Raw genomic sequence first — 25,039 nt, 5'->3', positions numbered from 1 at the left:
CCCCTGTCACTTTTGTCACTTTTTATAGTGCACGGCAAAGATATTGGTGTTGTGTAGGATTACCGCGTAGCGGTTTTCTGTTTATAGCCCTGTGTGTAAGCACAGGGACAAGAATATTCAAGTCCAACGAGGGTGTGTTATTTATTCCGCATGGGACTGTAAACAGCAAACGGCGTAGCGGCAATTGATGATTCTACATAATATAAACTAATTTAAAAGAAAACGTTTGCACATAAGCTTGCTACATTTCTGCCGTTTTCTTACTCTCTTAATGCAAAAAAATTATTATTTTTGCTGTTCATTTTTTCAATGAATCAATATAACAACCTAAAATAGAAAAGAAAGCATGGAAAGTAATGAATTACTAATGCAAGTAACGGCCAAGGCTAAAACATGGTTATCGGACAAGTATGACGCCGAGACAAGAAAAGATGTTCAGGCATTGCTGGATAAAGAGGACAAAACTGAATTAATAGAAGCATTCTACAAAGACCTTGAATTTGGAACTGGAGGACTTCGCGGTATAATGGGTGTCGGCACCAACCGTGTCAATATATATACTATAGGTGGAGCCACGCAAGGCTTATCCAACTACCTATTGAAAGAATTTTCTTCACTGAAAGAAATAAAAGTTGTAATAGGGCACGATTGCCGCAACAACAGCCGCAAGTATGCGGAAATATCTGCTGAAATATTCGCCGCGAACGGTATCAAGGCGTACCTCTTCGAAGACTTGCGCCCTACACCCGAAATCTCTTACGCGATCCGCAAACTGGGCTGTCAGAGCGGTATTATGATTACAGCATCGCACAATCCTAAAGCATACAATGGCTATAAGGCATATTGGGAAGACGGTGCGCAGGTTATCCCGCCACATGACAAGAACATCATAGCGGAAGTAAACCGTGTAAGTGTAGACCAGATTAAATTTAAAGGCGGCGATAAAAAACTCATCGAATCGTTAGGAAAAGATATGGACGATGCGTTCATCAACGATTTGAAATCATTACTCCTTTCTCCTGATGCCATCAAACGCCACGGAAACATAGGTATCGTATACACTCCCCTTCATGGAACAGGGTTTACGATCATACCGAAGGCACTCAAAGAATGCGGGTTTACCAATGTTATCAATGTACCCGAACAGGACGTGCTGAGTGGCGATTTCCCAACCGTGATCTCCCCTAATCCGGAAGACCCGGCAGCTATGGCCCTTGCCGTGAAAAAGGCTGAGGAAACAAACGCGGAACTGGTCTTTGCCACAGACCCCGATGCCGACCGTTTTGGCGCGGGAGTTCGCAATGATAAAGGAGAGCTTATCCTGCTCAACGGTAACCAGACAATGATTATCCTTATCTACTATATTATTACCCGCCGGAAAGAACTGGGATTACTCAATAAGAAAGACTATACAGTACGCACTATCGTTACCAGTGCGCTTACTCAGGTCATTTCTGAGAAGAATGGTGTAGAGATGTTTGAATGCTACACCGGATTTAAATGGATTGCCGCCGTTATGCGCGAACTGGAAGGTAAACGTAAATATATTGGCGGAGGCGAAGAAAGCTACGGATTCCTAGCCGAAGATTTTGTACGCGACAAAGATTCTGTTTCTGCGGCCATCCTGTTTGGCGAAATCGCTGCATGGGCAAAGGATAATGGTAAGACATTGTATGAAATGCTACAGGATATTTACGTTGAATACGGTTTCTCTAAAGAAAAAGGTATCTCCGTAACCAAAGAAGGAAGAAGCGGCGCTGAAGAAATAGAAGCAATGATGAAAAACTTCAGGGAAAACCCGATTAAGAGCATTGCAGGTTCGAAAGTCATACTTATAAAAGACTTTGTTACTCTAAAAGCGCAGGATCTGGACATAAATGAAGAATATACGCTGGAAATGCCGACTACATCAAATGTATTGCAGTATTTTACAGAGGATAAGACCAAAGTTTCGATCCGCCCTTCGGGAACAGAACCTAAAATAAAGTTTTACATCGAAGTGCAAAGTAAGCTGAAATCGAGAGCCGACTTTGACGCTGTAGATGCAGCCACAGAAAAGAAGGTAGAACAGGTGTGCAAAGACCTGGGTATTTAGAATATATCCTAAAAATATATTGACACCTCAAAGTTTGTGGATTTTGAGGTGCTTTTTTATTTAAAATTTTATTGACATGAAAGCAGTAATTGTATTTCTTATAATAATCTCATCCTCAATAGGTAGTGTCGTTGCGCAGACAACACAGTACAGCGCCAGTGAGCTGATGAGCCTCGGAGAAAGTAGTCTGAAACAAAAAGAGTATATGACAGCACGTTACTCCTATAAGCGGGCTTACAATGCCTATGCCGCGCAGGGCGACTATACAAAGGCCGTAGAATGCGGTATTCAAGCCGCCGCCCTTTATACACGTGAGAACTACTATACGGAAGCTTTTAACCTCTTCCAGAATATGGAATACCTGATTTCGACAGGAGAAACGAAACTAAACAAGCCGCTTTACAACCTGCAATTTGCCGTCACTAACGAGCGTCTGCAGGTATACTCCAGGATGAAGGCTGCCGAACGGGCAAAGAGCACGTTAAGTAAGTTGGAAGAAATCGCCGCGCAGGCAAAAAACGATTCTCTCGACAGAGTCAAGCTATACTCTGAAGCCGATTATTATTACGCGTTCGGTATGAATGCGCAGGGTAATGCCTCCATACAGAAGCTCATTAATAAATTTAAAGAGAACAAGGAGTATGACAAAGCCAGTGAAGTATATCGCGAGATAATAGAGAAAGCCAAAGAGAAGAACAACACATTGCTGGCCAGCCTCGCTTACGAACGTTATATGCTTTGGACCGATTCGGTAAAAGACCTGAAAGCCAAAGATGAGCTTGATATGCAGATAAAGAAGTATGACGACAGCCTGCGTACTATCGGTGAAAAAGACGATGCCTTGTCGTCGAGAATGTATATTATCGTAGGGCTTTGCATCCTTTCGGCTATTCTGGCAGGAGCGTTAGTTTTCCTCGCTATCGTCTTATTGCGCTTTATGGCACGCAACCGTACATTAAAGAAAGGCATACAGACTGCCAACGAACACAATGAGTTGAAATCCGAATTTATACGGAATATATCGGGGCAAATGGAACCGACATTGAATGCCATATCTGAATCGGCAGGCGGGATAATGGATGAAGTACCGGAGCATGCAGCACAGATACAGGGTCAGGTTGGTGCCCTGCAAAAATTCTGTGACAATATACAGGAACTGTCAGCTTTGGAAAATTCTCTAGCCGAATCTTATGAAACAGAGGATGTTGATGTGAACCTTCTTTGCCAGAGAAGTATGGATACGATCAGGGAATATGTAAAGCCGGAAATTTCGATTACGGTTAATGCGCCTTCCTTAAAGATAAAGACAAATCAGGAACAGGTAGAACGCATCCTGCAACATCTGTTGATGAATGCCGCCCAACATACCGAGAAAGGTTATATTATCCTCGACTTCAAACGGAGGGGAGCACGTATCTATCAATTTGTTGTTACCGATAGCGGTTCAGGCGTTCCGCAAGAGTTGCGTGAGAACCTGTTCAGGCCTTTTACCGAAGTAAGAAATCTGACAGACGGCGATGGCCTGGGCTTACCTATATGTTCGCTTATCGCAACGAAAATGAGCGGAAGCCTTACACTGGATGAAACATATAATAAAGGTAGCCGCTTTGTACTGGAACTACGTTCATAAAAAAAACGCTATAAAACATTACGCCTCAGGATCATAGACTTTGGGGCGTTTTTGATGATATTTTCTTGAACAACATGTATTTGCTACAGGCTAAAAGTTGCTTGAGCGAATCCCCGTTCTCAAAAGTAGGTGCGATGTATGGAGCCGGAAGAAACTTCCGGGGAAGATATGCAAGCTTTGAAAGTGGCGTTCGATTTGCCTAAATAGCAGACTGAGGCTCGTATCCGATTAATAATACGGGAAATTCGGTTAATTGCCTTGTTAATTCATTTTGAACGAATCCGTCTTATTACAATATTTTTTATACTTTTGCATATCGAAAAATAGAGATTAAGGCCGCTGGCCTGTTTATTGTCAGTCCATCTATAACATTTACTGTGTGTTATAATTGAAAATATGATAATGGACACTATCTTTTACTTATAATGATTATATAAAGATATTTATGGGAAGAGCGTTTGAATACCGCAAAGCGACAAAGCTGAAACGCTGGGGGAATATGGCCCGCGTGTTTACAAAGTTAGGAAGGCAGATTACTATAGCAGTCAAGGAAGGAGGCCCTGAACCTGATACAAATCCCCGTCTTCGTGTGTTGATGCAGCAGGCGAAAAAGGAGAACATGCCGAAGGAAAATGTAGAACGTGCCATAAAGAAGGCGACATCGAAAGACGAAGCTGACTATAAAGAAGTAGTGTACGAAGGATATGGCCCTTTTGGTATCGCTATAGTAGTAGAAACCGCTACAGACAATCCTACCCGTACAGTGGCTAATGTGCGCAGCTATTTCAATAAGCATAACGGTTCTTTAGGTACATCCGGTAGCCTTGAATTCCTGTTCGACCATAAGTGCGTATTTAAGATTGCTCCAAAAGAAGGTGTCTCTCTGGAAGATTTGGAATTGGAACTGATTGATTACGGGGTTGATGAAGTGGAACAAGATGAAGATGACATAATACTTTACGGCGAGTTTAAGTCTTATTCCGAAATCCAGAAATATCTGGAAGAGAATGGCTTTGATATTCACAGCGCGGAATTTGAACGTATCCCGAACGACTTAAAGGAATTGACAAAGGAACAGCAGGAACAGATTCAAAAACTATTGGATAAGTTTGAAGATGATGAAGATGTTCAGAATGTATTCCATAATATGAAGGAAGATTTTGTGGAATGATCAATAGCTATAGATATATAAGGCTGTAAATATTTAATTTGCAGCCTTTTTTGTGATTATGTTTACTCATTTATACGAACTCTCACTTTATTCCACGCATGTGTATTCACTAGGCAGCATTCGTCAAATGTCTCATACATTTCTTTCATCCGTGGTGTAGGAATAGCAAAGCTAAGTATATCCGGTTCTACATGGGGGCGTACTGAAGGATCCATTAATCCTATAAAACAACGTCGCCCATCCCTGAGGTTCTCAGCTACTATTTGTGATACTGTCGAACTGCATCCTGAGCCGAAAGGAGCACAAACTGCATCCGGTTCGTTTGTATCGAATACAGCCCATGCAAAAAGTCCGGTCAGCACATCAGGAGAAGCAAAGAAGATAAGACCTTCGGTTTGGTCTAATGTATCCAAGCTGTCGATACGGGCAAAGTGCAGGTAAGGCTTGTCCGTCTGTCCGTTCCCTATTCCTGTCGCGAATTCTGTAACCATCCGGGGTGTCTTTTTATACTTTTCTTTGAGGGAAACAAAGTTGGGGATCATATTCTCAGCGAACTCGCAGAATCCGGTATAGAATTTCCCGCCCATACAGCCTATTGTGTTTACATCAAGAGTAATGGGCGTACCTTTTCGGGTTGCATCCAATGCCTTGAAATAACAACCGTTTACTTTTTGCGGCGTTGGCTCCGGATTTTCCGAATACCAGAATGCGATGGGTAGTTCCATCTTGTCTCCGAACCCTGTGCGTAATTTGTTTATCAGATCTGCTGCTTTCATGGTAATGTGATTTTATATGATAAATATATTGAATTTATTTGTTGTGGTAAATAAGTCTGAGTTAAAAAATGTGTGTGATCCAATTGAACATAAAGTATTATCTTTGCCAAAAACTTATGGATATGAGAGTAATATTATATGCTGCACTCTTATTAATATTATTTGGATGCAAGCAGAATTGGGCTGAAAAGGAAGGAGGCTTGGAATGAGGAGCGATACACAGTATTTGCTGTTGATTATACTCATTGTTGTCCTCGATTTCTTTTGGACGCAATATCTGGCTTATCGCAACCGGAAGCGGATGAGCCCCAAAATTCCGGCGCAACTGGAAGGTATTTATGATAAGGAAGAATATGAAAAACAACAGGCATACCAGAAAGTAAACAGCCGTTTCGGGTTATATACCAGTTTGTTTTCGTTCGTTATACTTTTGTTTGTATTGTGTTTTGGCGTATTCGGGTGGCTGGATGAACTTTTGCGCCAATGCATCAGCAGTGAGATACCTTTAGCCCTTGCTTTCTTTGGCGCTATTTATATTGTAAATGATATTATTACCCTTCCGTTCGATTATTATGGCACATTTGTTATTGAAGAACGTTTCGGCTTTAATAAATCCACTAAAAAGACATTCTGGCTCGACCAGCTAAAAGGGCTTTTACTGACGGCTATTCTGGGTGGTGCCGTTTTGGCGTTGGTTGTATGGCTTTATAATACATTGGGCGATTATGCATGGCTCTACACATGGGGTGCGGTAACGGTTTTTTCCCTGTTTATGACTTTGTTCTATTCCAATATCATTGTACCATTGTTTAATAAACAAACACCACTGGAAGAAGGCGAACTGCGCGATGCAATAGAAGCCTTTGCCCAAAAAGCGGGATTTGCTATCAACAACATTTATGTGATGGACGCTTCGAAACGTTCGACCAAAGCCAATGCTTATTTTACAGGTTTGGGGGCAAAGAAGCGCATTGTCTTATTCGATACATTGATAAATGATCTGGATACAGACGAAATAGTAGCCGTGCTGGCGCATGAAATAGGACATTATAAGAAAAAGCATACATTGCAGGGAATGCTTATTTCGATCTGCTATACAGGTGTTATCTTGTTTTTACTTTCCCTGTTTCTTGGAAATCAGGATATTGCTGTCGCCCTTGGTGGGAAAACAGCGTCATTCCACTTGGGGCTGATCGCCTTCTCTGTTCTGTTTACTCCTGTTTCGTTGGTTATCGGTATCTTTTCGTCTATCCATAGCCGGAAGAATGAATACCAGGCCGATGCTTATGCCGCGGGTTTCGGATTGGCTGATTCATTGATTAACGGCCTGAAGAAATTGTCAGTAAAGTCGTTAAGTAATCTGAATCCCGACCCTTTGTTTGTATTCTTTTATTATTCGCATCCCACATTGTTGCAGCGGATAGAAGCTATGAAAAAATAGTGTTTCGTTTAAACCTTTGCTTGCTAACTACGTCTTATTATTAAACATGATGTACAATCTTTAATGATAATACGTATGAAAGGTATATACATAATTATCCTGTTTGCATTTACCGCTTTGAGTGCTTATCCTCAGTTTGGGAAAGGAGTAAAGATAGAAAAAGATATTTTTGGATATTTGCAATATGAAAGCAATAACAACCAGAAAGCCTCACTAAAAAAAGATGTTTTTGATGCCTGGATATACACGGATAACAGGAATAATGAAGTAGAGTTTTCGAAAGAATATTGGAACGATATACTCAGAGATTTTAAGCAAAACGATACTAAAGCCTTTATGTGGCTGATAGATATGTGTGCAGAATTATCAAACTATAAAGAAAAATATAAAATAGATATTTTCGGCTATCAGCAATATGAGAATAATCAGCAGGAAAAAGCATCTTTGAAGAAAGATATTTTTGATAAAATGATTTATGAGGACAGCCGGGGAAATAAAATAGAATTTTCGGAAAACCTGTGGCGGAAAATGATAAAAAAGCGTCGTTCTGATAAAAAAGTATTTATGGATTTAGTACAGCGTTATTTATTTAGCGATTGATTTAGAAACTGTTTAAATTTTATACGAATATTTTATTATATCTTTTTCTTCGTTCATTTTTAGGCTGTTTTTGGCTGTTTTTTCCTTTCTCTCAACTCAAATAGCCCGCTATTATCGTTTCGAGGAAGAAAAAAACATCTCTAAAACATCTATAAAAATTTGAACGAATAAAATTTAAACAGTTTCTTATGGAATTTCATTCTTTTTTCTCTCTATTAATATCGTTACGATATTAATAACACTTAAAAATATAAACTATGAGAAAAAAGGTCATCTTCTTATTTAGCTTTTTCCTGTTCCTATTATCGGTATCATCGGCCCAGCAGATACAAACTATTCATGTTATGGTAGCCCTTTGTGATAACAAGTATCAGGGCATAGTAAAAGTTCCGAAAGGCATAGGGAACGGTCAAGACCCGGATAACAACCTTTATTGGGGATGCGGGTATGGCATCCGTACATACTTCAGGAAGAGTGCGGACTGGAAGGAAGTCAAACGCTACAAGAATGTTGACGATATTTGTCTCGAACGGATTGTTTTCAAGCATAAAACAAAAAATTGTTACCTGATAGCCGATGCGTATGACGGTAAATATATAAGCGATTGCACAATCGACTTTCTGGAATCATGCGCGGGTAGCAAGAAAAGTACAATTAAGCTGGATGATAATACAGATCTGGGATTGTACGGGGAAGCAAAACTTGTAGCATATATAGGGCACAACGGACTGATGGATTTTTCTTTAGCCAATACATACAAAAATACTGATGGAAAAAAGCGGGATGCCATCATCCTTGCCTGTTACAGTAAGCGTTTTTTTACACCTTACTTGCAGTCAGCAAAGGCGAACCCTTTGTTGTGGTCTACACACCTGATGAGCCCCGAAGCATACACACTGCATGACGCTATAACTGTTTACCTCGATGGGGGAAGCGCCGCTTCTGTCCGTGAGGCTGCCGCCACTGCCTACAATAAGTATCAGAAGTGTGGAATGAAAGGAGCACGGGGACTGTTGACCACGGGTTTTTGAGAATAAAAAAAGAAGCTACAAACTATCTCAGCCTGTAGCTCCCACGGAAGTTTTGAATAAAAGTTGCTATGAATCTACTCTTTCGTAGAATATCTCAAATTCCTCATGTGTATACTCATTATAAAATACTTTCATCGTACATTTCATGCTATTCCCTGTCAGGTTTATGATTTCTATGGTAGATGGATAATATGCCATATCTATCGTTAGCTGTTTTCCGTTTTGTTTCCATGTGCCTGCGGATAACTTGTTTTCACAGGCATCGAACATTTCAACTAACTTGTTATCGTTAAATTTGATCCAACTATCCAGATAGCAGTTTGATGAAGTATCTTCAGTAGCAGCCGATTGTTTGGTGGCCGGATTCCATTCAATCAGTATCCCATTCGATTTTACGTTAGTTGCAATCCATTTGCCGACTATAGGATCTTGATTTTCATTACCCTCATCCGTACATGAAGTGATGGTAAATAGCATCACAAACATGCTAAAAAGCACAGTCTTTTTCATTTGTGAAATAGTTTTTATATAATTCAGGATTCTATACAATCACCATCTTGGCATATTATTATATAAGATGGGGCTGGGTTACCAGTCAATAAGATTCTTGTTGTTTGTGAATCTGAAAATTGTTTTAATATAGTTTGGAACTCTTATCTGCTACAAAGATATATATTAAATATGTATTTATGACACAATGATGATTGTTTAACATTAATTATTTTCGTTTAAGTACTAAGTTGAAATTAGTTTGTATTATCCATATTTATATTAATACTGATAATCAGATATATACATTTAAATAATAATATAAACTAATTCGTGTTCTGTACTTACCATCAGGGCAACCCCACCAAAATCGGATGATTTTTTTTATATATTCCGTTTTAGCACATGACAAAAAATATTGAAACTGGCTTGAAAAGCCCTATTCCAGAGCCGTAGGTCTCCGATCCAATGTCACTAAGTTAAGGCTGAAAGCCTTTATTATTTCAGCCCAATGGCAAGCGAAGCGTCGCCTTGGGTAAACAGCATTTTACCCTCTCTGTCATGCAGAGGCACGAAGCATCTCGTGTAGTCAAATTGCTTTAAAGAAAAGAGATGCTTCACTTGATGACATTGGGCCACCTACCTGCGGAGATCAAAATGCTTAGTAACTACTGTCTGAAAGACAGGATAGTATATTATATTATCTTGCCTTTCAGTTAAGTAGACTTTTATCTTTTCGTCCGCATGTTGCGTTAGGCTTACATACAGTAAATAAAGTATGCCCCTTGCGGGGGGTTGATGGATATACTGCAAAAAAGAACCGGAACCGGACCTTATAAGATCAAAATCAATTTTGGTACTGTTGCTCTGGTTTTATCATTGTTCTTAAAAAGTTGTACATTTGCACCAGTCAAAAAAAATACTTCATAAAACAATGAAAACAGCAATAGTTACTATAGGAGATGAAATTCTGATAGGCCAGATTGTAGATACCAATTCTGCGTGGATGGCTCATCAACTTACCCTGGCAGGATTCGAAGTAGAAGAAATACAATCGATAGGCGATAATGCCCAACAAATTAAAGACACGATAGACAATGTGTTTCAGCGCGTAGACGTAGTGCTGATGACCGGAGGCCTCGGCCCTACAAAAGACGATATAACAAAGAAAACGCTTTGCGATTACTTCGGTACTACACTTGTATTCGACGATTCGGTGCTGGAAAATATAAAGAATGTGGTTTCCAGTTTTACCTCGCTGAACGAACTGACACGTAATCAGGCTTATGTGCCTAAAGACTGTACGGTAATACAAAACAGGGTAGGGACGGCTCCTGTTACATGGTTCGACCATAAAGGAAAAGTGTTGGTTTCGATGCCCGGAGTACCCCATGAAATGAAATATATAATGGAGAATGAGATATTGCCGCGTCTGAAACAAAAATTTGAGATTGAGGCATATCTTAAAAGGGTATTTATTGTAAAAGGATATACCGAATCGGCACTGGCTATGCATATTGCCGATTTTGAAGATAACCTGCCTGAAGGATTCGGACTGGCTTACTTGCCTTCACTCGGGCTGATGAAGCTGCGTTTGTTTGTCCGTGGCGAACAGCGTTTACCGGAATTGAATGAACAGGTAAAGAAGTTGAAAGGATTATTAGGCGAAGCTATTGTTGCAGAAAAGGATATTGTTGTAGAAAAAATACTCGGAGAACGCTTGTTCGAAAAAGGCCTGACGCTGGCTACTGCCGAAAGCTGTACAGGTGGTAACATAGCGCACATGATAACATCTGTAGCCGGTTCCTCCAATTATTTTAAAGGCTCTGTCGTTTCGTACGCCAACGAAACAAAAGTAAATATACTACAGGTGTCACAGGAAGCCTTGAACAGGTTTGGCGCGGTAAGCGAAGCTGTAGCCATAGAAATGGCAAGAGGAGCTCAACGTGTATTAAATGTAGATTGTAGTATTGCTATAACGGGTATTGCAGGGCCTGATGGGGGCACAGACGAAAAGCCTGTTGGTACAGTCTGGATTTGCACCACTTATAAAGATAAATATGTAGCAAGAAAGTATCAGTTCGGCAAATACAGGGATTCTAATATCATGCGCGCGTCAAATGCCGGAATGTTGCAGTTGCTGGAAATGGTGGAGAATGGTTAGGATAATATAAAAATCATCGAGATAAAATGCCTCAAAATGTTTTACTTTTGAGGCATTTTATTCGTTTATCATGGCTAAGTATGATTTTTTCCGGAATATAAATCTTATTTTTACCAAATACACAAAACTATTAGGAAAATATAGGTTTCGATAGACTGAATACCGAATTCCTGTATCAGAAACCATATTGAACGATGATGAAAGATAAGCTCGCCGAAATAGTTGATGATTTACAGCCCTTCCTGCTCGAAAAAGGATTTACAAGGCGTGGCAGGCAGTTTTCTTTTGTGCGTAAGTATAAAACGGACTATAAACGTCAGGAACAAATATCTTTTCAAGGGAGACAGCATGGAAATGATCCCGATACTATTTACGTCAGTTGTTTCATTGGGCTGTATTATCCGGAGGTAAGGAAAATATATAAAAGTATCATTACAGACCATTTGTCGGATTATCCTATATTGGCAGGAAGTATAAGCCACTTCTCCCCGTCAGACAATTATTTGTCGGTCTGTTACAAACAAAATGTGAACAGGGAAAGCGTTGTGAGTGAAATAAAAGAAGAATTGATAAGCGGCGCTTTCCATCTGATAGAGATATTCCCTGATTTGAACAGCATCTATGAAGGGATACTGAATGAGCACCCATTTCTGAAAAACAGGCTGTGGGGAAGCCTGCAATATAGTGATAAATTAGAAGTAGCCTCTATTATTTATGCACTGCAAGGTTTTGATGCGGTAAAAGGTTGGTTAGAGAAGAACTTAAACGATGATTTAAGTGTGATAGATAAATTTAAGGAGTTGGATAACAAAATATAATATGGCTTGGAAAGATATAATATATTTACATAAGTATACAGCAAACGAGATAGAACAATTGTCCGAAAAGACATCTGCCGAAATATCTATAGATATAAGCGGTTATATTGGATTTTCAGAAGAGCAGTTGCATGCTTTGAATAGAATCCTGTTAAAGCAGGATTATACTATAGCATTACAGTATGGTGTCAATTATTTGGAAAAGAAGGAAGGATTGATTTATAATCTGGATATTCTGAAATATATACCAAATGTAAAAAATCTGGGAATATTAAATCAGGAATATAAAGAAGCGATAGAGAGCTTTGATTTTTTGACAAACACACCTTTATTGACTTATTTTTATACGCTGGGTTTATTCAAAAAGTCTATATCATTTGAACCTTTGCGACAATTGAAATACCTCAAAAAGCTAAAACTGGATTTGGGACTGAACAAAAAACAACAGGAGGTAATAAATGATATAATCACATCATTAGAATTCTTGTATGTTCCTGAATTTGATTTGGCAAAAACTCCACTCTGTCCTGCTCTTAAATTTTTTAGTATCGATAAAAAGTTAATCTCATCTGAGTTATTACCACAACTATTCCCTAATCTTCAATCACTGTACCTGAAAAAGATAAAGAACTGTGAAGACTTTACCTTTATTTCGGATATGATAAATTTGAGGAGGCTGACTCTGCATTGGATATTTCAGTTTGACACAATTCCGAATCTTTCTAAATTATCAGAACTGGAAATACTGGAAATAGTGGGAAGTCCTAATTTGCAATACGGCTTGGAATATATATATGACTTAAAAAAGCTTAGAGGTTTGATGCTTACCGAATTACAATTTCCTGTGGCTTCGAGCTTTACTCCATTAACCAAGTTGAGAAAACTTGAATCTGTTTATATTAATTTCCGTAAAAACAATAAGGAAACTTCTATTATAGAGAAATTTGTAGAAGATAATAATTGGGCATATATGCAGCCTGGTCTGGCTGGTGTAACAATTTAAAATAAATTTATCTAATTATATTGGAATTGCATAACTACTAATTAAGAAATATATGATTGACATAAACAAGAAATCGGATATAATAATTCCTTTTGAGAAAATATCTGACCCGGATTGGGCAGTAAATACCCGGATTATTATAGAATCGCTGGCCGAAAACTGGAATGATGAATTACCCGCTTCAAAAACAGACGCAGAAATTTCTGATTTGGAAAACAGGCTGGGTACAACCTTGCCCGGCGAATTGAAATTATTCTATAAAACCTTTGGCGTTGCGCCCATTGGCGAGCAACTACAGGAATTTTCGGAGATGGGCTGGCTGGAAGATATATGGAAAGACGCGCCACAGTATGGGCCTGATTTTACAGAAGAGGATAATCAGTCATTGCCATACCTGATTAGTTTCAGCGATTATCTGGGCAATGGCAACATGTTTTGTTTCCATAGCGAGACAAAAGAGATATATTATTACGACCACGATGAAAGGCCGTATATTACAAAGTTATTTACTTCGTTTGGTGATTACCTGAAAGGTTGCCTTATCCTGTGCCAGTCTGATCTGTTCGGGTCGGGTGTTGAGCAGCAAGATGTGGATGAATGGACGGAAGAAATAGTTTCGGAAATATTTGGAGAAGGCGTATTGGATAAGTGGCGTTATTAGAAAAATTCTAAGTACATGACAAAAATTTAAAGATATCAATATCATTTTGGTTATTAGTATTTACTACTGATGCGTTAATATTTTAATTTAAATCTTAATGTGTTGATTATATATAAGATACGAGCGATCTTTGATTTTTTTGATTTGAATTGACCGTAACTTTGCATGCTTCCAAATTGCAAGGTTACAAGGAGTTGTGAACCGGGAGAAGCCTTTATTTTATATCCGTTACGTGGCGGATGGTGATATCAATATTGACGACTACTGGTGGGATAAATACCGGCAGCCGGGCAAGTGGCTTGCAAGCAAAGACACTTTCGCACTGAAATCAGTAGAGGAGGCAATAATATACTTTAAAGATAAAATCAACGGGGTGGTGGTTTATGATCCTAATATTGCTTCTACCAGCAATGTCGCCTCTTCGCTGTGTGGTACGGATAACCTGCTGGCAATAAGATATGATATGCGCCCGTCAAGTTTGTATTCGCGCATTGTACTCAATGGTCCGAAACTCCCTGTAAAAGTATGGTTTGTAAATGAAGATGGCAGTTCCAAATTTACCGCCAAAGGAACTATTCCCGATACGGATATACCGAGCAGCGGCTCATTAAAGAATGACCCCTACCTGTGGTTTATCGAAAAGTATATGAAGCAGGGAAAATGTTCAGGGGAGTTCGGGGCGTACTACATCGACCAGAAATGGATGGAAAAACCTCTGGCTACTGTGAGAAATCATCATACACTTACCAACCATGATTTCTTTATCAGCAAGAAGGCCTTCTTTTTTGACCTTTCCCCACATGGGGACGAACTGGCAACAGACGACCCCGGGCAACCCCTGGGTACAGACCTCAATACTTTGAAGCTATTCCTCATGGCAATATACATGGCATGTGCAGCATGATGTACCGGGTTTGATTGAGCTTATGGGTGGGAAAGAAAGCTTTGGGGATATGTTGGACTCACTATTTACAATTGAGGCTAAAATCGAAGCCAATGTACTCGATGTAACAGGGCTTATCGGGCAATATGCGCATGGGAACGAACCAAGCCATCAATTTGAAATGGATGATAATCATATTAATTAAAACCCGTTGGTGGAATTAATTAGTTAAGAAATAAGATCTCTAAAAAATAAGTTGTGCATATTGTTGAAATTTAACAGATTATGAGTGGTTAAACTTTTAATAGCTTATCGTCCTATGCACAACTTATATGTATAATATCTGCAAAATTTCTTCATTTCTGCAAGCAATTTTCTTATAATCTGGTAAACGAACATGGTAATATCCCTCGTCTTGGAGTTATTTATCAAAATGTTGAAAAAGGTTTAGTAACTGTTTAAATTTTATACGAATATTTTATTATACTTTTTCTTCGTTCATTTTTAGTCTGTTTTCGGCTGTTTTTTCCTTTCTCTCAACTCAAATAGCCCGCTATTATCGTTTCGAGGAAGAAAAAAGCATCTCTAAAACATCTCTAAAAATTGGAACGAATAAAATTTAAACAGTTACTTATTGACCGATCTGTGTATTTAAAATATTACGCCCTAAAGTTCATAATAAAAATATGAAAATATTTTATTGATGTCAAACGAATAAATATTACTTTTATAAGCTACTAAAACTATCAATAGTCACATACTATGAGACACTTCTTGCTTCTGTTATTATTATTTTTCATCCTGCCTGTGTCCGGGGCAAAGAATCTGTCGGACTCTCTTTTGAATGAACTGGATTTGACAATAAATAATAAAACACAATTTAACCGGACAAAAGAATTACGGATAGACAGCTTAAAGTCGAGGCTAAGTCATAATAGCAATACAGAAGACACTTACAAAATATACCATCGTCTATACAGAGAATACAGGAACTATAATATGGATTCGGCCTTATATATGGCGACAAAAAAATACGACATTGCCCAGATTATAGGCAACAAGCAATACCAGTATACGGCCGATATGAATATATCCGAAATTCTGGGAATAATGGGAATGTATAAAGAGGCTTTTAATATCGCAGATGAAATAGATAAAAAGGATTTGGATGAAGATCAGTTGCCTTACTATTACCATTTATACCATTCCACATATTCGCTGTTATACGAAAATTCCTTGTCCCAGAAAGAAAAAAACCATTACGGACATTTGGTCAGCTTGTATAAAGACTCGCTGTTGCAGGTAAATGACCCTCAAAGTATAGGTTATCTTCTGGTAGAGAACGGAAAACTGGTCGAACTCGGGCAATACGACAAAGCCTTGGCTCTGATGACAAAGTGTTATAAAGAAAACAAAGATAATGCCTCTATCGTTGGTTCTTTAGCTTACGGGCTTTCTGATATTTATGAAAAACTGGGTGATACGGAGCAACAAAAGAAGTACCTCGCTATATCGGCTATATCCGATTTGCGAAGAGCTGTAAAAAGTTATATCTCCTTGCGAAAACTAGCAATCATATTATATAAGGAAGGTGATCTGGACAGGGCATATTCATACATTAAATGTTCGATGGAAGATGCTACTTTCAGCAAGGCCCGTTTCAGAACATTGGAGATATCGGAAACATTGCCTATTATAGTAGCGGCATATGATAAAAAAGTAACTCAGGAAAAAGAAAGTTTGAAGAAATACCTAATCCTCATCTCATTGCTTTCAGTCGTACTCCTTATCTCTATAATATACATATACAAGCAGTTGAAAAAGCTATCCCAAGCCCGGAAACGGATAAAAGACATGTATGAAGAAGTAAAGCAAATGAATACATATCTGAGCGAACTCAACAAGAAACTTTCAGAATCCAATCTGGTCAAAGAAGAGTATATCGGGTATGTTTTCAACTTGTGTTCCAGTTATATAGACAAAATAGAAGCATACCGCATCAATATAAACCGGAAACTGAAAACCGGAAAAGCAGAAGAAGCATTAAAGGCAACAAACTCTACATTAGTATCTGATGAATTGAAAGAATTCTTCCATAATTTTGATGTCATATTCCTGAACCTTTATCCTAATTTTGTTGATGAATTTAATGCCTTATTAAAGGACGACGAGCATATTATTCCCAAAAGTAACGATATACTGACTCCCGAACTTAGGGTGTTTGCTCTCATCCGGCTGGGAATTAACGATAGTAGCAAGATTGCAAGCTTCCTGCATTACTCTCCACAGACAGTATACAATTATAAACTGAAGGTGCATAATAAACTGGCCGTATCGAAAGAAGAATTTGCCGTTTTAATCCAACTAATTGGTAAATAAATTCTCCCGTCAGAGTCTTTTCGATCTACTTTTTTCTATTGTAAATACATTTGTTTGCTTCTCATTTACAGATTGTTGGTTTAGATTGGCATCTACTCAGTACTTCTCCTTTCATATAAAAAGAAGGTTGATAGGTCATAACTTTGTCTCGTTGTTAACTCAGAAAAAGTTTAACCAATATCTATTATCACAAATTATGAAATGTAAACTTGAAAGAAAAACGATGAAAGGAATCTTCATTCTTCTTATGAGTATGTTGATTTACTCTAACACTTACGCTCAGACAAGCATGCTTGTAGAAGGAAAGATTGTAGACCAAAGCCGGGAAGCAATTATCGGTGCAAATGTAGTAGTCAAAGGAACTACAAACGGTACGGTTACAGATGTTGACGGTTTTTTTAAGATTAATGCACCTTCCAATGCCGTATTGGTCATTAGCTATGTAGGCTTTGAAACCCAGGAAGTGCCAATCAATGGAAAGAGTAACCTGTCAATCGTCCTTCTCGAAAATGAAGGATTGCTCAGCGAAGTCGTTGTTATTGGTTATGGGCAGGTGAAAAAAGGAGATGTCACAGGCTCTCTCACCACTTTCAATCCCGATGAATTAAGTAAAGGAAAAGTACTGACAGCCAAAGATGCGCTGGTAGGAAAAATCGCAGGGGTTAGCGTTACTCCGGGTTCCGGAGCGCCGGGCGAAGAAGGAACTATCCGTATACGTATGGGTGCATCGCTGGCCGCATCCAACGACCCGTTGCTTGTAATAGACGGGGTTCCTGTAGAAAGTACATCCATCAGTTCTATCAATCCGGCAGACATCGAGTCTTTTACTATATTGAAAGATGCTTCGGCGACAGCTATTTATGGCTCCCGGGCATCCAATGGCGTAATCATTATTACAACCAAGAAGGGAAGCCTGACCAAAGGAAAGGTTAACATAAACTACAGCGCCAGTTTCTCTATCAGTGAAGTAACCAAATTTCTGGATGTATTGGACGCCACTACTTACCGCGAAGTATTTAAAGAACATGCAAACAATGTGCCCGATGGCTATAAACTAGGAGATGTCAATACCGATTGGCAAAAAGAGGTATCCAGAACGGCTTTTGGTACAGATCACAACCTGTCGGCTACGGGCGCAGTATTAGACGTCCCTTACCGTATTTCGTTCGGTTATTATAACCAGAATGGAATAGTTAAAGAGAACAATTATGAGCGTTTAAGTCTGGGAGTAGGCTTTGCTCCGCAGTTCTTCGACAAGCACCTGAAGTTGGATATCAATTTAAAAGGAAGTATAGAAAATGAAAAACTGGTATCCAGTGGTACAATAGGCAGTGCCTCCACTTTCGACCCTACACGCCCGGTATATGCAACTTACCCAAACAATGTAGGCCTCGGATACTTTATGTGGATGGACGAAAATGGAAATCCTATTACAAAAGCCGGCAGTAATCCGGTTGCCGATCTGGTTTTGGCCGATAAGATGCAAAAGACCAAACGGTCTACAGGTAATCTGGCCGCAAATTATAGTATACACGGCCTGGAAGACATCACATTACACGCCAATTTCGGGTATGATATACGTAAACAAGATAAAGATGAATTTATTCCGAATAATGCACCGGCTATGTACGTGTCTCATCTGATGGACGGCTCGGCGAAAACAGATATCTCTGAAAAGGAAAAAAGGAACTACCTGATTGACTTGTACGCCAATTATAAAAAAGATTTCTTAGAAAATCACAGTATCAACGCAATGGCTGGTTATGGCTGGCAGCGTTTCTGGTACAAAAACGGCGCCACCACCTACGATTCTAAAGGCGATGTGTATGGTGACCCTACATCGGAAGAAGCCGAGTTGTACTTGTTATCTTTTTATGGACGTTTAAACTATTCGTATGCTCAAAAATTACTCCTGACAGCCACCTTGCGTTCCGATGCATCGTCCCGTTTTGCGAAGGATAACCGTTGGGGATATTTCCCTTCTGTTGCATTGGCGTATCGCCTGACGGAAGAACCTTTTATCAAAAATATTGGAGCATTGTCAGACCTTAAATTGAGGCTGAGCTACGGCCAGACAGGCCAACAGGATATCGGATCATATTACCAGCACTTAGGAACATATACTTCTTCGTATAACTCGTCCCGGTATCAGTTCGGAAATGAATGGATAACGCTTTATCGCCCGAATGGCTACGACCCTCAGATTAAATGGGAAACGACAACGACATACAATATCGGATTAGATTACGGATTCGTGAACAACCGCATATATGGTAGCGTCGATGTTTATACCCGTCGCACAAAAAATTTATTAAACTTTATCGATGTACCTGTCGGAAGTAATTATACAAACAAGATAGACACCAATATAGGTAATATGGAGAACAAGGGCGTTGAAATCGCTGTTTCGGCCGTACCTGTCAAAACCAGAGACTGGGAATGGACTATCAGTGGAAACTTTACATGGAACGCCTCAGAGATTACCAAGCTAAACACTATAGACAGCGACAATAACTCTATCAACGCAGGCAGTATTGGCGGCAGAGACTATGTGCAAAGGCACAAGGTAGGAGAAACGCCATATACCTATTTCTTATTGAAACAAGCATATGACGACAATGGGAAACCTCTTGACGGACAATATGTGGCTCCAGACGGAGAAATTGTAACAAGCGAATCGGACAAGAATAAATATATGACTGGTAAGAGTTCGCAGATGCCGTATTTCTACGGATTATCCACACGTGTATCGTACAAGAACTGGGACTTGGGAGCAAATGCACACGGAGGTTTTGGACACTATGTATTCAACCATCAGGCGGCAAGGGATTCTTACGATAAGCTCTATAGCGCCGATGGAAGTACATCCGGCAATATCATGCGGTCTACATTGGAGACAGGATTTACACAATCGCGTAAATTCTCTGATTATTTCCTCGAAAAAGGAGACTTCTTCAAACTGGATAACATTACACTCGGTTACACATTGCCTCGCCTGTGGAATAACAAGACGTCTATGCGACTGGCCTTCAATATCCAGAATGTCGCCCTGATTTCAGATTATTCGGGTATCGATCCGGAAGTATATTCGGGTATCGACCGCAATACATATCAACGACCAAGAATATATTCATTTAGCTTGAATCTAAATTTCTAATTATAAAAGCAGTAAAATATGAAATCAAAAATATTAATCGCATCCATTCTGTTTGCCTGTTGCAGCCTGTTTTTCTCATGTCTGGGAGACTTGGATACACAGCCATTGGACGATAACCATTTAGTAGCAAAAGACGTTTACGAAACTGTAGAAGGATATAGAGGGGTGATAGCAAAATGTTATGCGTCTCTTATCCAGACCGGACAACAAGGTGGCGACAGCGGCGACGGCGACGTAGGAGGTATCGACGAAGGATATAGCGGATACACCCGCGCCCTGTTTTATTTGCAGGTAGCCGTTTCAGACGAAATTATCCTGCATGCAGGAAGCAGCCAGGGCTCCCGCGATTTACTTTATGTAAACTGGAATCCATCGACTTCTATTATCAAATATCCGTACTATCGCCTGTATATGACTATAAATTACTGTAATGAATTTATAAACGAATGTACAGAATCGAAACTAAGAGACAGGGGTGTTTACGACCAATTGAAAGACGAATATCAGTATTATGTGGCCGAAGCCCGGTTTATCAGGGCGTATTGTTATAGTGTGATATGTGATTTATACGGATCGGGGCCGTTTGTTGACGAGGTAATGGTAGTAGGTACTCTGCCGCATCAGAAGACGAGGGAAGAAATCTATAACTATGCCATAGACGAATTAGAAGATGTGTTGCCACAATTAAAAAAACCTAAGGCAAACCAATATGGACGTATAGATCAAGTAGCTGCATGGTTCCTGTTGTCACGTATCTATTTGAATTCGGAAGTATATGTAGGCAAAAAAGAATATGAGAAAGCTTACAGTTATGCAAAAATGATTATAGAAAATAATTCTTACCCTTTGGCATCAGACTACCGCCATATTTTCTTAGCTGATAATAATACATGCTCCGAAATTATCTGGCCTTTGGTACAGGATGCAGATAATGCTCAGGGCAGTGCCGGAACGAATTTCTATATTAAGGCTTTGATGAACGGGTCTATAAACAACTACCTGAAAACAGGAGTAGGCTCGAGAGGATGGGGGAATGCACGCATGACGACCCAACTTGTAAACCTCTTTGATGAAAGCGACCAGACATTTGATGAAAATGATATTTGGGGTAATAACAAAAAAGATAAGAGGGCTCAATTTTTTACTGTAGGCCATACGAAAGAAACCTGGGTAGACGGAAAAGATTTCCAGGGAACTTTTACTAATGGATATGCGTGTACCAAGTGGCGTAATGTGAAAGCAGACGGGTCGGAACTTGTAGAAGGAGGAACGGTTTATTCTTCGGTAGACTATCCGATGTTCAGAACAGCAGACGCCTACCTGATGGCTGCCGAAGCTATATTGAGAGGTGGAGGCGGAAGTAAGAGCGAAGCCCTCGGATATGTAAATCAGGTAAGAGACAGGGCGTATATGTCCGGAACCTATGGCAATGATGCATCAGGCAGAATATCAGAATCGGAATTGACATTAGACTTTCTGCTGGATGAAAGAGGGCGTGAACTATATACAGAACTGATTCGCCGTACCGACCTTATCCGTTTCGGTAAGTTTACAAAGGCACACAATTGGGATTGGAAAGGTAGTGACGGCAAGGCTGGTAATTATATAGGGAAAGATGTGGATAACAAATTCAATTTGTTCCCTATTCCTCAGGAAGAATTTACTGTTAATCCGTACCTGACTCAAAACCCTGATTACAAATAGTCTTTAATACCGGTAAAAAAGGTTGTTTGTATTCAAGATTAGGATTACAACAACCTTTTTTATCCAAAGTTAAGAGCCTGTTTAAATTTTAGCGAAAATTTTTATTACAGGTTCAGGTCAATAGTTCTTAGCAATTTTTTTATGCTCTTTTTACCGTCTTTTCTCCTTTTTACTCTTGGTTTAGCCCGCTAAACCTGCTAGCAAGAATGATAAAATACATCTAAAAATAGCTATAAAAAAGATTTGCTATAAAATTTAAACAGACTCTAAACAGAACATGAAAAAAACTTGTTTATTACTATTTCTTTGGATTGTATACTTGGGCATGGCATTCTCTCAGACGACCAAAGAAGAGATGTTTGCCACTCCGGAGAAGACCGCAGGCGTTTATTATACATATCCCGTTCAGGATATTGTACCATATACACCTCCGCCTAATGGGTATGAAGCGTTCTATATCAGCCACTTCGGGCGTCATGGGTCACGCTATCTTATCAGCGACAGCGATTACAAAAACCTTCTCGACAGGTTTGAAGACGCCTCCAAAAATAATGCGCTTACCAGTCTGGGAAAGGACGTCTGCTCCCGTTTGCAGGAAGTATGGAAAGAAGCCGAATATCGCGGGGGAGACCTTTCACCCAAAGGAATACAAGAGCATAAAGGTATTGCCGAAAGGATGTATGCAGCATATCCGCAAGTCTTTTCCAAAGATGGGAAATATACAGCATTTGCAACTACCGTTGTCCGTTGTGTGCTCAGTATGGATGCTTTTTGCGAACAACTGAAGGAATTGAATCCGACAATACAGATAGAGCGTAACTCGGGAATGAAATGGCAACGATATCTGAACAATCATACCAAAGAAGCTATTGAATTCCGTTCGGCTAAAGATACCTGGCGGGAAGCTCACCGTAAGTTTACCCAGGAGCATGTAAAGCCTGAGCGCCTGATCAATTCCTTGTTTTCAGATGCAGACTACATTCTCAGAAAAGTTAATCCGGAAGAAACTATGTGGCAACTCTTTGCTATTGCAGGAGGGATGCAAAATATAGAAACAAAGTTGTCTCTTTATGATATTTTCGAAAAGCAGGAACTGTTTGACCTGTGGCAATGCCGGAACTACAAGACGTATGTGAACGATGCCAATGCTGCCATAAACAGAGGATTGATGTTTGAGAATTGCAAACCGCTTTTAAGGGATATTCTTGACAGAGCCAATCTGATAGTATCAAGTAAAGGAAAAGGGGCCGATCTGCGTTTTGCACACGATGGCAATATCATTCCTTTGGCTATGCTGTTGCATCTCGACAATTGCTATAACAGCGAGTCCGATCCGGATGAATATTATAAGGCATGGTGCGACTTCAAGGTAGCACCGATGGCCGGAAATATTCAAATTGTATTTTTCCGTAAAAAGAACGATCCGGATGATATTATAGTGAAATTCCTGCTTCATGAAAAAGAAGTGAAGGTGCCTCCTGTTAAGAGCGATATTTTACCCTATTACAAATGGGCAGATGTAAAAGATTATTATGGATCTCTTTTGAGATAATATATAAAGAAAAAGCTGTGAAGCCTATAGATTAACATTAATATTGAAATTAGAGGGTGAGTCAAAATTTACTTTTGACACACCCTCTTTTAAATGAGAAGAAGTTAGGATAGATCCTTTGTGCATTTATCTGTGATATTACCTTTGCTTTGGGTATGAATGCCAATAATTATCAAAGTAAGTGTTTATGTTATCTGCTTTTTTGCAAAACGGCTACCTGTATCCGTATGGCTTTTACTCATTTCCGCCCTTTCTGCTTTTTTTGCGTATTTCGCCCGGTGTCATGCCAAAGTTTTCCCGGATAAACCGTATAAATGCGGGAGGTGTGCTGAACCCGAATATCTCCGCTATCTCCTTGAAGGACTTGTCGCTGGTCTTGATATAGTGGTAGGCCTCTTGTGCCCTTTGTCTGCGCATCCATGTGTATGGAGCTTCATAAAAGACCTTGCGAAACTTCTTTTCAAAACCGGATACCGTGTAGTTCATGGCCGCAGCCAGCCCTGCAAGGTCATCGTATTTGTTGTAGTTGCTCATGATGAACTGGGAGAACCAGGTATCTGTCGTCAGAGCCGGGTAAAAAAAGCGGTAAAGGTCTTCTTTGCTATAGAAAGCCCGGAGTATGAACATCAGTTCGCGTATCTTACACTCGTTGTAGTAACGGCTTTTCAGCCCTTGCCGGTGGCAGATCGTCAGTATCTCCAGGTAACGTTCCATTATGGGGTTAGCCGTCAGCAGGAGCCCTGTTCCGGTATTGTCGCCAAAGTGTTTTTTACTACCCTTGATTGGATTTGCTTTGGCCTGCCCTGTGGTTGTCAGGTTTTCCAGGTGGAAACTATCGCATAGCTGTATCTTGTCGTACAGGCGGATAATGCCGAGGTGCGCCCCCTGTCCGGCATGTACCGACAGGCTGCGGTTGGCCGCAAGGAATAGGAATTGTCCCTTGTGGGCAACGTAGTATCCCGATTCTCCCGTTGAATATTCTATTTCCCCCTCCAGGATGAATATGATCTTGTTGACCCAGGGCTGCACTTCCCATGATTGGCCTTGTTCCATGAATTTCTCCTCTATGGCGGGATGGAGCCTGTTGTCGTAGTTGGGGCTATCCGGATGCTCCCCTGCATACAATAATTTAGCCATGATCGTGATTGTTTATGTCTTGTTTGATTCGTTTCAGGTTGTTTTTATTTATACTCCTGTTTATCTAACGCTTTACATTAGATATTATAGAGACAAAGACTTTTCAGTAATAGCATAACTGAAAAAAACGGTAATAAGAAATAAGCAAATGCACACAGCTACAAAAGCAATACTGCAATGGTAGGACTTTCATAGATATATGCAATGGCTGTCTGCTATGCAAACAATTGTATCTGTTAATACGCAGATACAAAAGCCAGCATGTTCCAATCATCCGGTATCTCCCTTAACATCCGGGGAGGAGACTTTACCGTCTTGTTTGTCTTCAATGTTGTCTTATTTGTCTTT

Annotated in this window: 19 protein-coding genes and 2 pseudogenes; 18 read left to right on the top strand and 3 right to left on the bottom strand. The window is 39.8% G+C overall.

The window, feature by feature from the left end; genetic code table 11:
• From D0T84_RS22565 to D0T84_RS10905, 4 genes are all read left to right on the top strand, one after another.
• Positions 1-188: hypothetical protein (locus tag D0T84_RS22565; protein ID WP_221413132.1), on the top strand; the 188-nt coding region annotated here is incomplete at its 5' end.
• A 158-nt stretch (positions 189-346) separates the two neighbouring features.
• Positions 347-2,095, top strand: a complete 1,749-nt coding sequence (locus D0T84_RS10915; protein ID WP_163307909.1) for a phospho-sugar mutase — start codon at positions 347-349, stop codon at positions 2,093-2,095.
• A gap of 76 nt (positions 2,096-2,171) precedes the next feature.
• Complete coding sequence (locus tag D0T84_RS10910; protein ID WP_163307908.1) at positions 2,172-3,725, top strand: ATP-binding protein; 1,554 nt, start codon at positions 2,172-2,174, stop codon at positions 3,723-3,725.
• A 445-nt stretch (positions 3,726-4,170) separates the two neighbouring features.
• A complete protein-coding gene (locus tag D0T84_RS10905; protein WP_163307907.1) occupies positions 4,171-4,896 on the top strand; it encodes a YebC/PmpR family DNA-binding transcriptional regulator in 726 nt (241 codons plus the stop codon).
• Positions 4,897-4,958: 62 nt separating this feature from the next.
• Here D0T84_RS10905 and D0T84_RS10900 read toward each other — a convergent pair whose 3' ends face one another.
• Positions 4,959-5,672 (bottom strand): DUF169 domain-containing protein, encoded by a 714-nt coding sequence (locus tag D0T84_RS10900; RefSeq protein WP_163307906.1) that lies wholly within the window; start codon positions 5,670-5,672, stop codon positions 4,959-4,961.
• A 205-nt stretch (positions 5,673-5,877) separates the two neighbouring features.
• Between D0T84_RS10900 and D0T84_RS10895 the strand changes: the two genes are divergently transcribed.
• The 3 genes from D0T84_RS10895 to D0T84_RS10885 all read left to right on the top strand — a co-directional run bounded on the left by D0T84_RS10895 (position 5,878) and on the right by D0T84_RS10885 (position 8,744).
• Positions 5,878-7,113, top strand: a complete 1,236-nt coding sequence (locus tag D0T84_RS10895; protein WP_163307905.1) for a M48 family metallopeptidase — start codon at positions 5,878-5,880, stop codon at positions 7,111-7,113.
• A gap of 75 nt (positions 7,114-7,188) precedes the next feature.
• Positions 7,189-7,713, top strand: coding sequence for a hypothetical protein (locus D0T84_RS10890; protein WP_163307904.1), 525 nt, complete (start codon positions 7,189-7,191; stop codon positions 7,711-7,713).
• Positions 7,714-7,970: 257 nt separating this feature from the next.
• Positions 7,971-8,744: a hypothetical protein gene (locus D0T84_RS10885; protein ID WP_163307903.1), complete on the top strand. Its 774-nt coding sequence runs from the start codon at positions 7,971-7,973 to the stop codon at positions 8,742-8,744.
• Between the two features lie 66 nt (positions 8,745-8,810).
• Here the strand turns inward: D0T84_RS10885 and D0T84_RS10880 are convergent, their stop codons facing one another.
• The gene (locus D0T84_RS10880; protein ID WP_163307902.1) at positions 8,811-9,254 is read right to left on the bottom strand and encodes a lipocalin family protein; all 444 of its coding nucleotides are present in this window, start codon (positions 9,252-9,254) and stop codon (positions 8,811-8,813) included.
• Between the two features lie 913 nt (positions 9,255-10,167).
• Between D0T84_RS10880 and D0T84_RS10875 the strand changes: the two genes are divergently transcribed.
• From D0T84_RS10875 to D0T84_RS10830, 11 genes and pseudogenes are all read left to right on the top strand, one after another.
• Positions 10,168-11,397 carry a CinA family nicotinamide mononucleotide deamidase-related protein gene (locus D0T84_RS10875; protein WP_163307901.1) on the top strand — a complete coding sequence of 410 codons (1,230 nt, stop codon included), beginning with the start codon at positions 10,168-10,170 and terminating at the stop codon, positions 11,395-11,397.
• A gap of 194 nt (positions 11,398-11,591) precedes the next feature.
• Positions 11,592-12,215 (top strand): hypothetical protein, encoded by a 624-nt coding sequence (locus D0T84_RS10870; protein ID WP_163307900.1) that lies wholly within the window; start codon positions 11,592-11,594, stop codon positions 12,213-12,215.
• Position 12,216: 1 nt separating this feature from the next.
• On the top strand, positions 12,217-13,218 hold the full coding sequence (locus tag D0T84_RS10865; protein ID WP_163307899.1) for a hypothetical protein: 1,002 nt from the start codon (positions 12,217-12,219) through the stop codon (positions 13,216-13,218).
• 52 nt (positions 13,219-13,270) lie between these two features.
• Positions 13,271-13,879: an SMI1/KNR4 family protein gene (locus tag D0T84_RS10860; RefSeq protein WP_163307898.1), complete on the top strand. Its 609-nt coding sequence runs from the start codon at positions 13,271-13,273 to the stop codon at positions 13,877-13,879.
• A gap of 196 nt (positions 13,880-14,075) precedes the next feature.
• The gene (locus tag D0T84_RS10855; RefSeq protein ID WP_370525493.1) at positions 14,076-14,783 is read left to right on the top strand and encodes a hypothetical protein; all 708 of its coding nucleotides are present in this window, start codon (positions 14,076-14,078) and stop codon (positions 14,781-14,783) included.
• Positions 14,749-14,934: pseudogene (locus D0T84_RS10850) on the top strand (glycoside hydrolase domain-containing protein); the annotation flags it as partial. The gene D0T84_RS10855 and the pseudogene D0T84_RS10850, both read left to right, overlap by 35 nt.
• A gap of 117 nt (positions 14,935-15,051) precedes the next feature.
• Positions 15,052-15,188, top strand: a pseudogene (locus tag D0T84_RS23295) (IS982 family transposase); the annotation flags it as partial.
• A 336-nt stretch (positions 15,189-15,524) separates the two neighbouring features.
• Positions 15,525-17,141 carry a DUF6377 domain-containing protein gene (locus D0T84_RS10845; RefSeq protein WP_163307896.1) on the top strand — a complete coding sequence of 539 codons (1,617 nt, stop codon included), beginning with the start codon at positions 15,525-15,527 and terminating at the stop codon, positions 17,139-17,141.
• 223 nt (positions 17,142-17,364) lie between these two features.
• Positions 17,365-20,298, top strand: coding sequence for a TonB-dependent receptor (locus D0T84_RS10840; protein ID WP_163307953.1), 2,934 nt, complete (start codon positions 17,365-17,367; stop codon positions 20,296-20,298).
• Between the two features lie 18 nt (positions 20,299-20,316).
• On the top strand, positions 20,317-22,002 hold the full coding sequence (locus tag D0T84_RS10835; RefSeq protein WP_163307895.1) for a RagB/SusD family nutrient uptake outer membrane protein: 1,686 nt from the start codon (positions 20,317-20,319) through the stop codon (positions 22,000-22,002).
• Positions 22,003-22,279: 277 nt separating this feature from the next.
• Entirely contained in the window at positions 22,280-23,554 is a 1,275-nt protein-coding gene (locus D0T84_RS10830; protein WP_163307894.1) for a histidine phosphatase family protein, read from the top strand.
• Between the two features lie 234 nt (positions 23,555-23,788).
• Here D0T84_RS10830 and D0T84_RS10825 read toward each other — a convergent pair whose 3' ends face one another.
• Positions 23,789-24,691: an AraC family transcriptional regulator gene (locus D0T84_RS10825; protein WP_163307893.1), complete on the bottom strand. Its 903-nt coding sequence runs from the start codon at positions 24,689-24,691 to the stop codon at positions 23,789-23,791.
• Positions 24,692-25,039: the final 348 nt, after the last annotated feature.

It is taken from the genome of Dysgonomonas sp. 521 (assembly GCF_010501055.1).
Classification (GTDB): Bacteria; Bacteroidota; Bacteroidia; order Bacteroidales; family Dysgonomonadaceae; genus Dysgonomonas.
The sequence above is the reverse complement of the archived record's forward strand: the minus strand, read 5'-3'. Positions and strand labels throughout refer to the sequence as shown.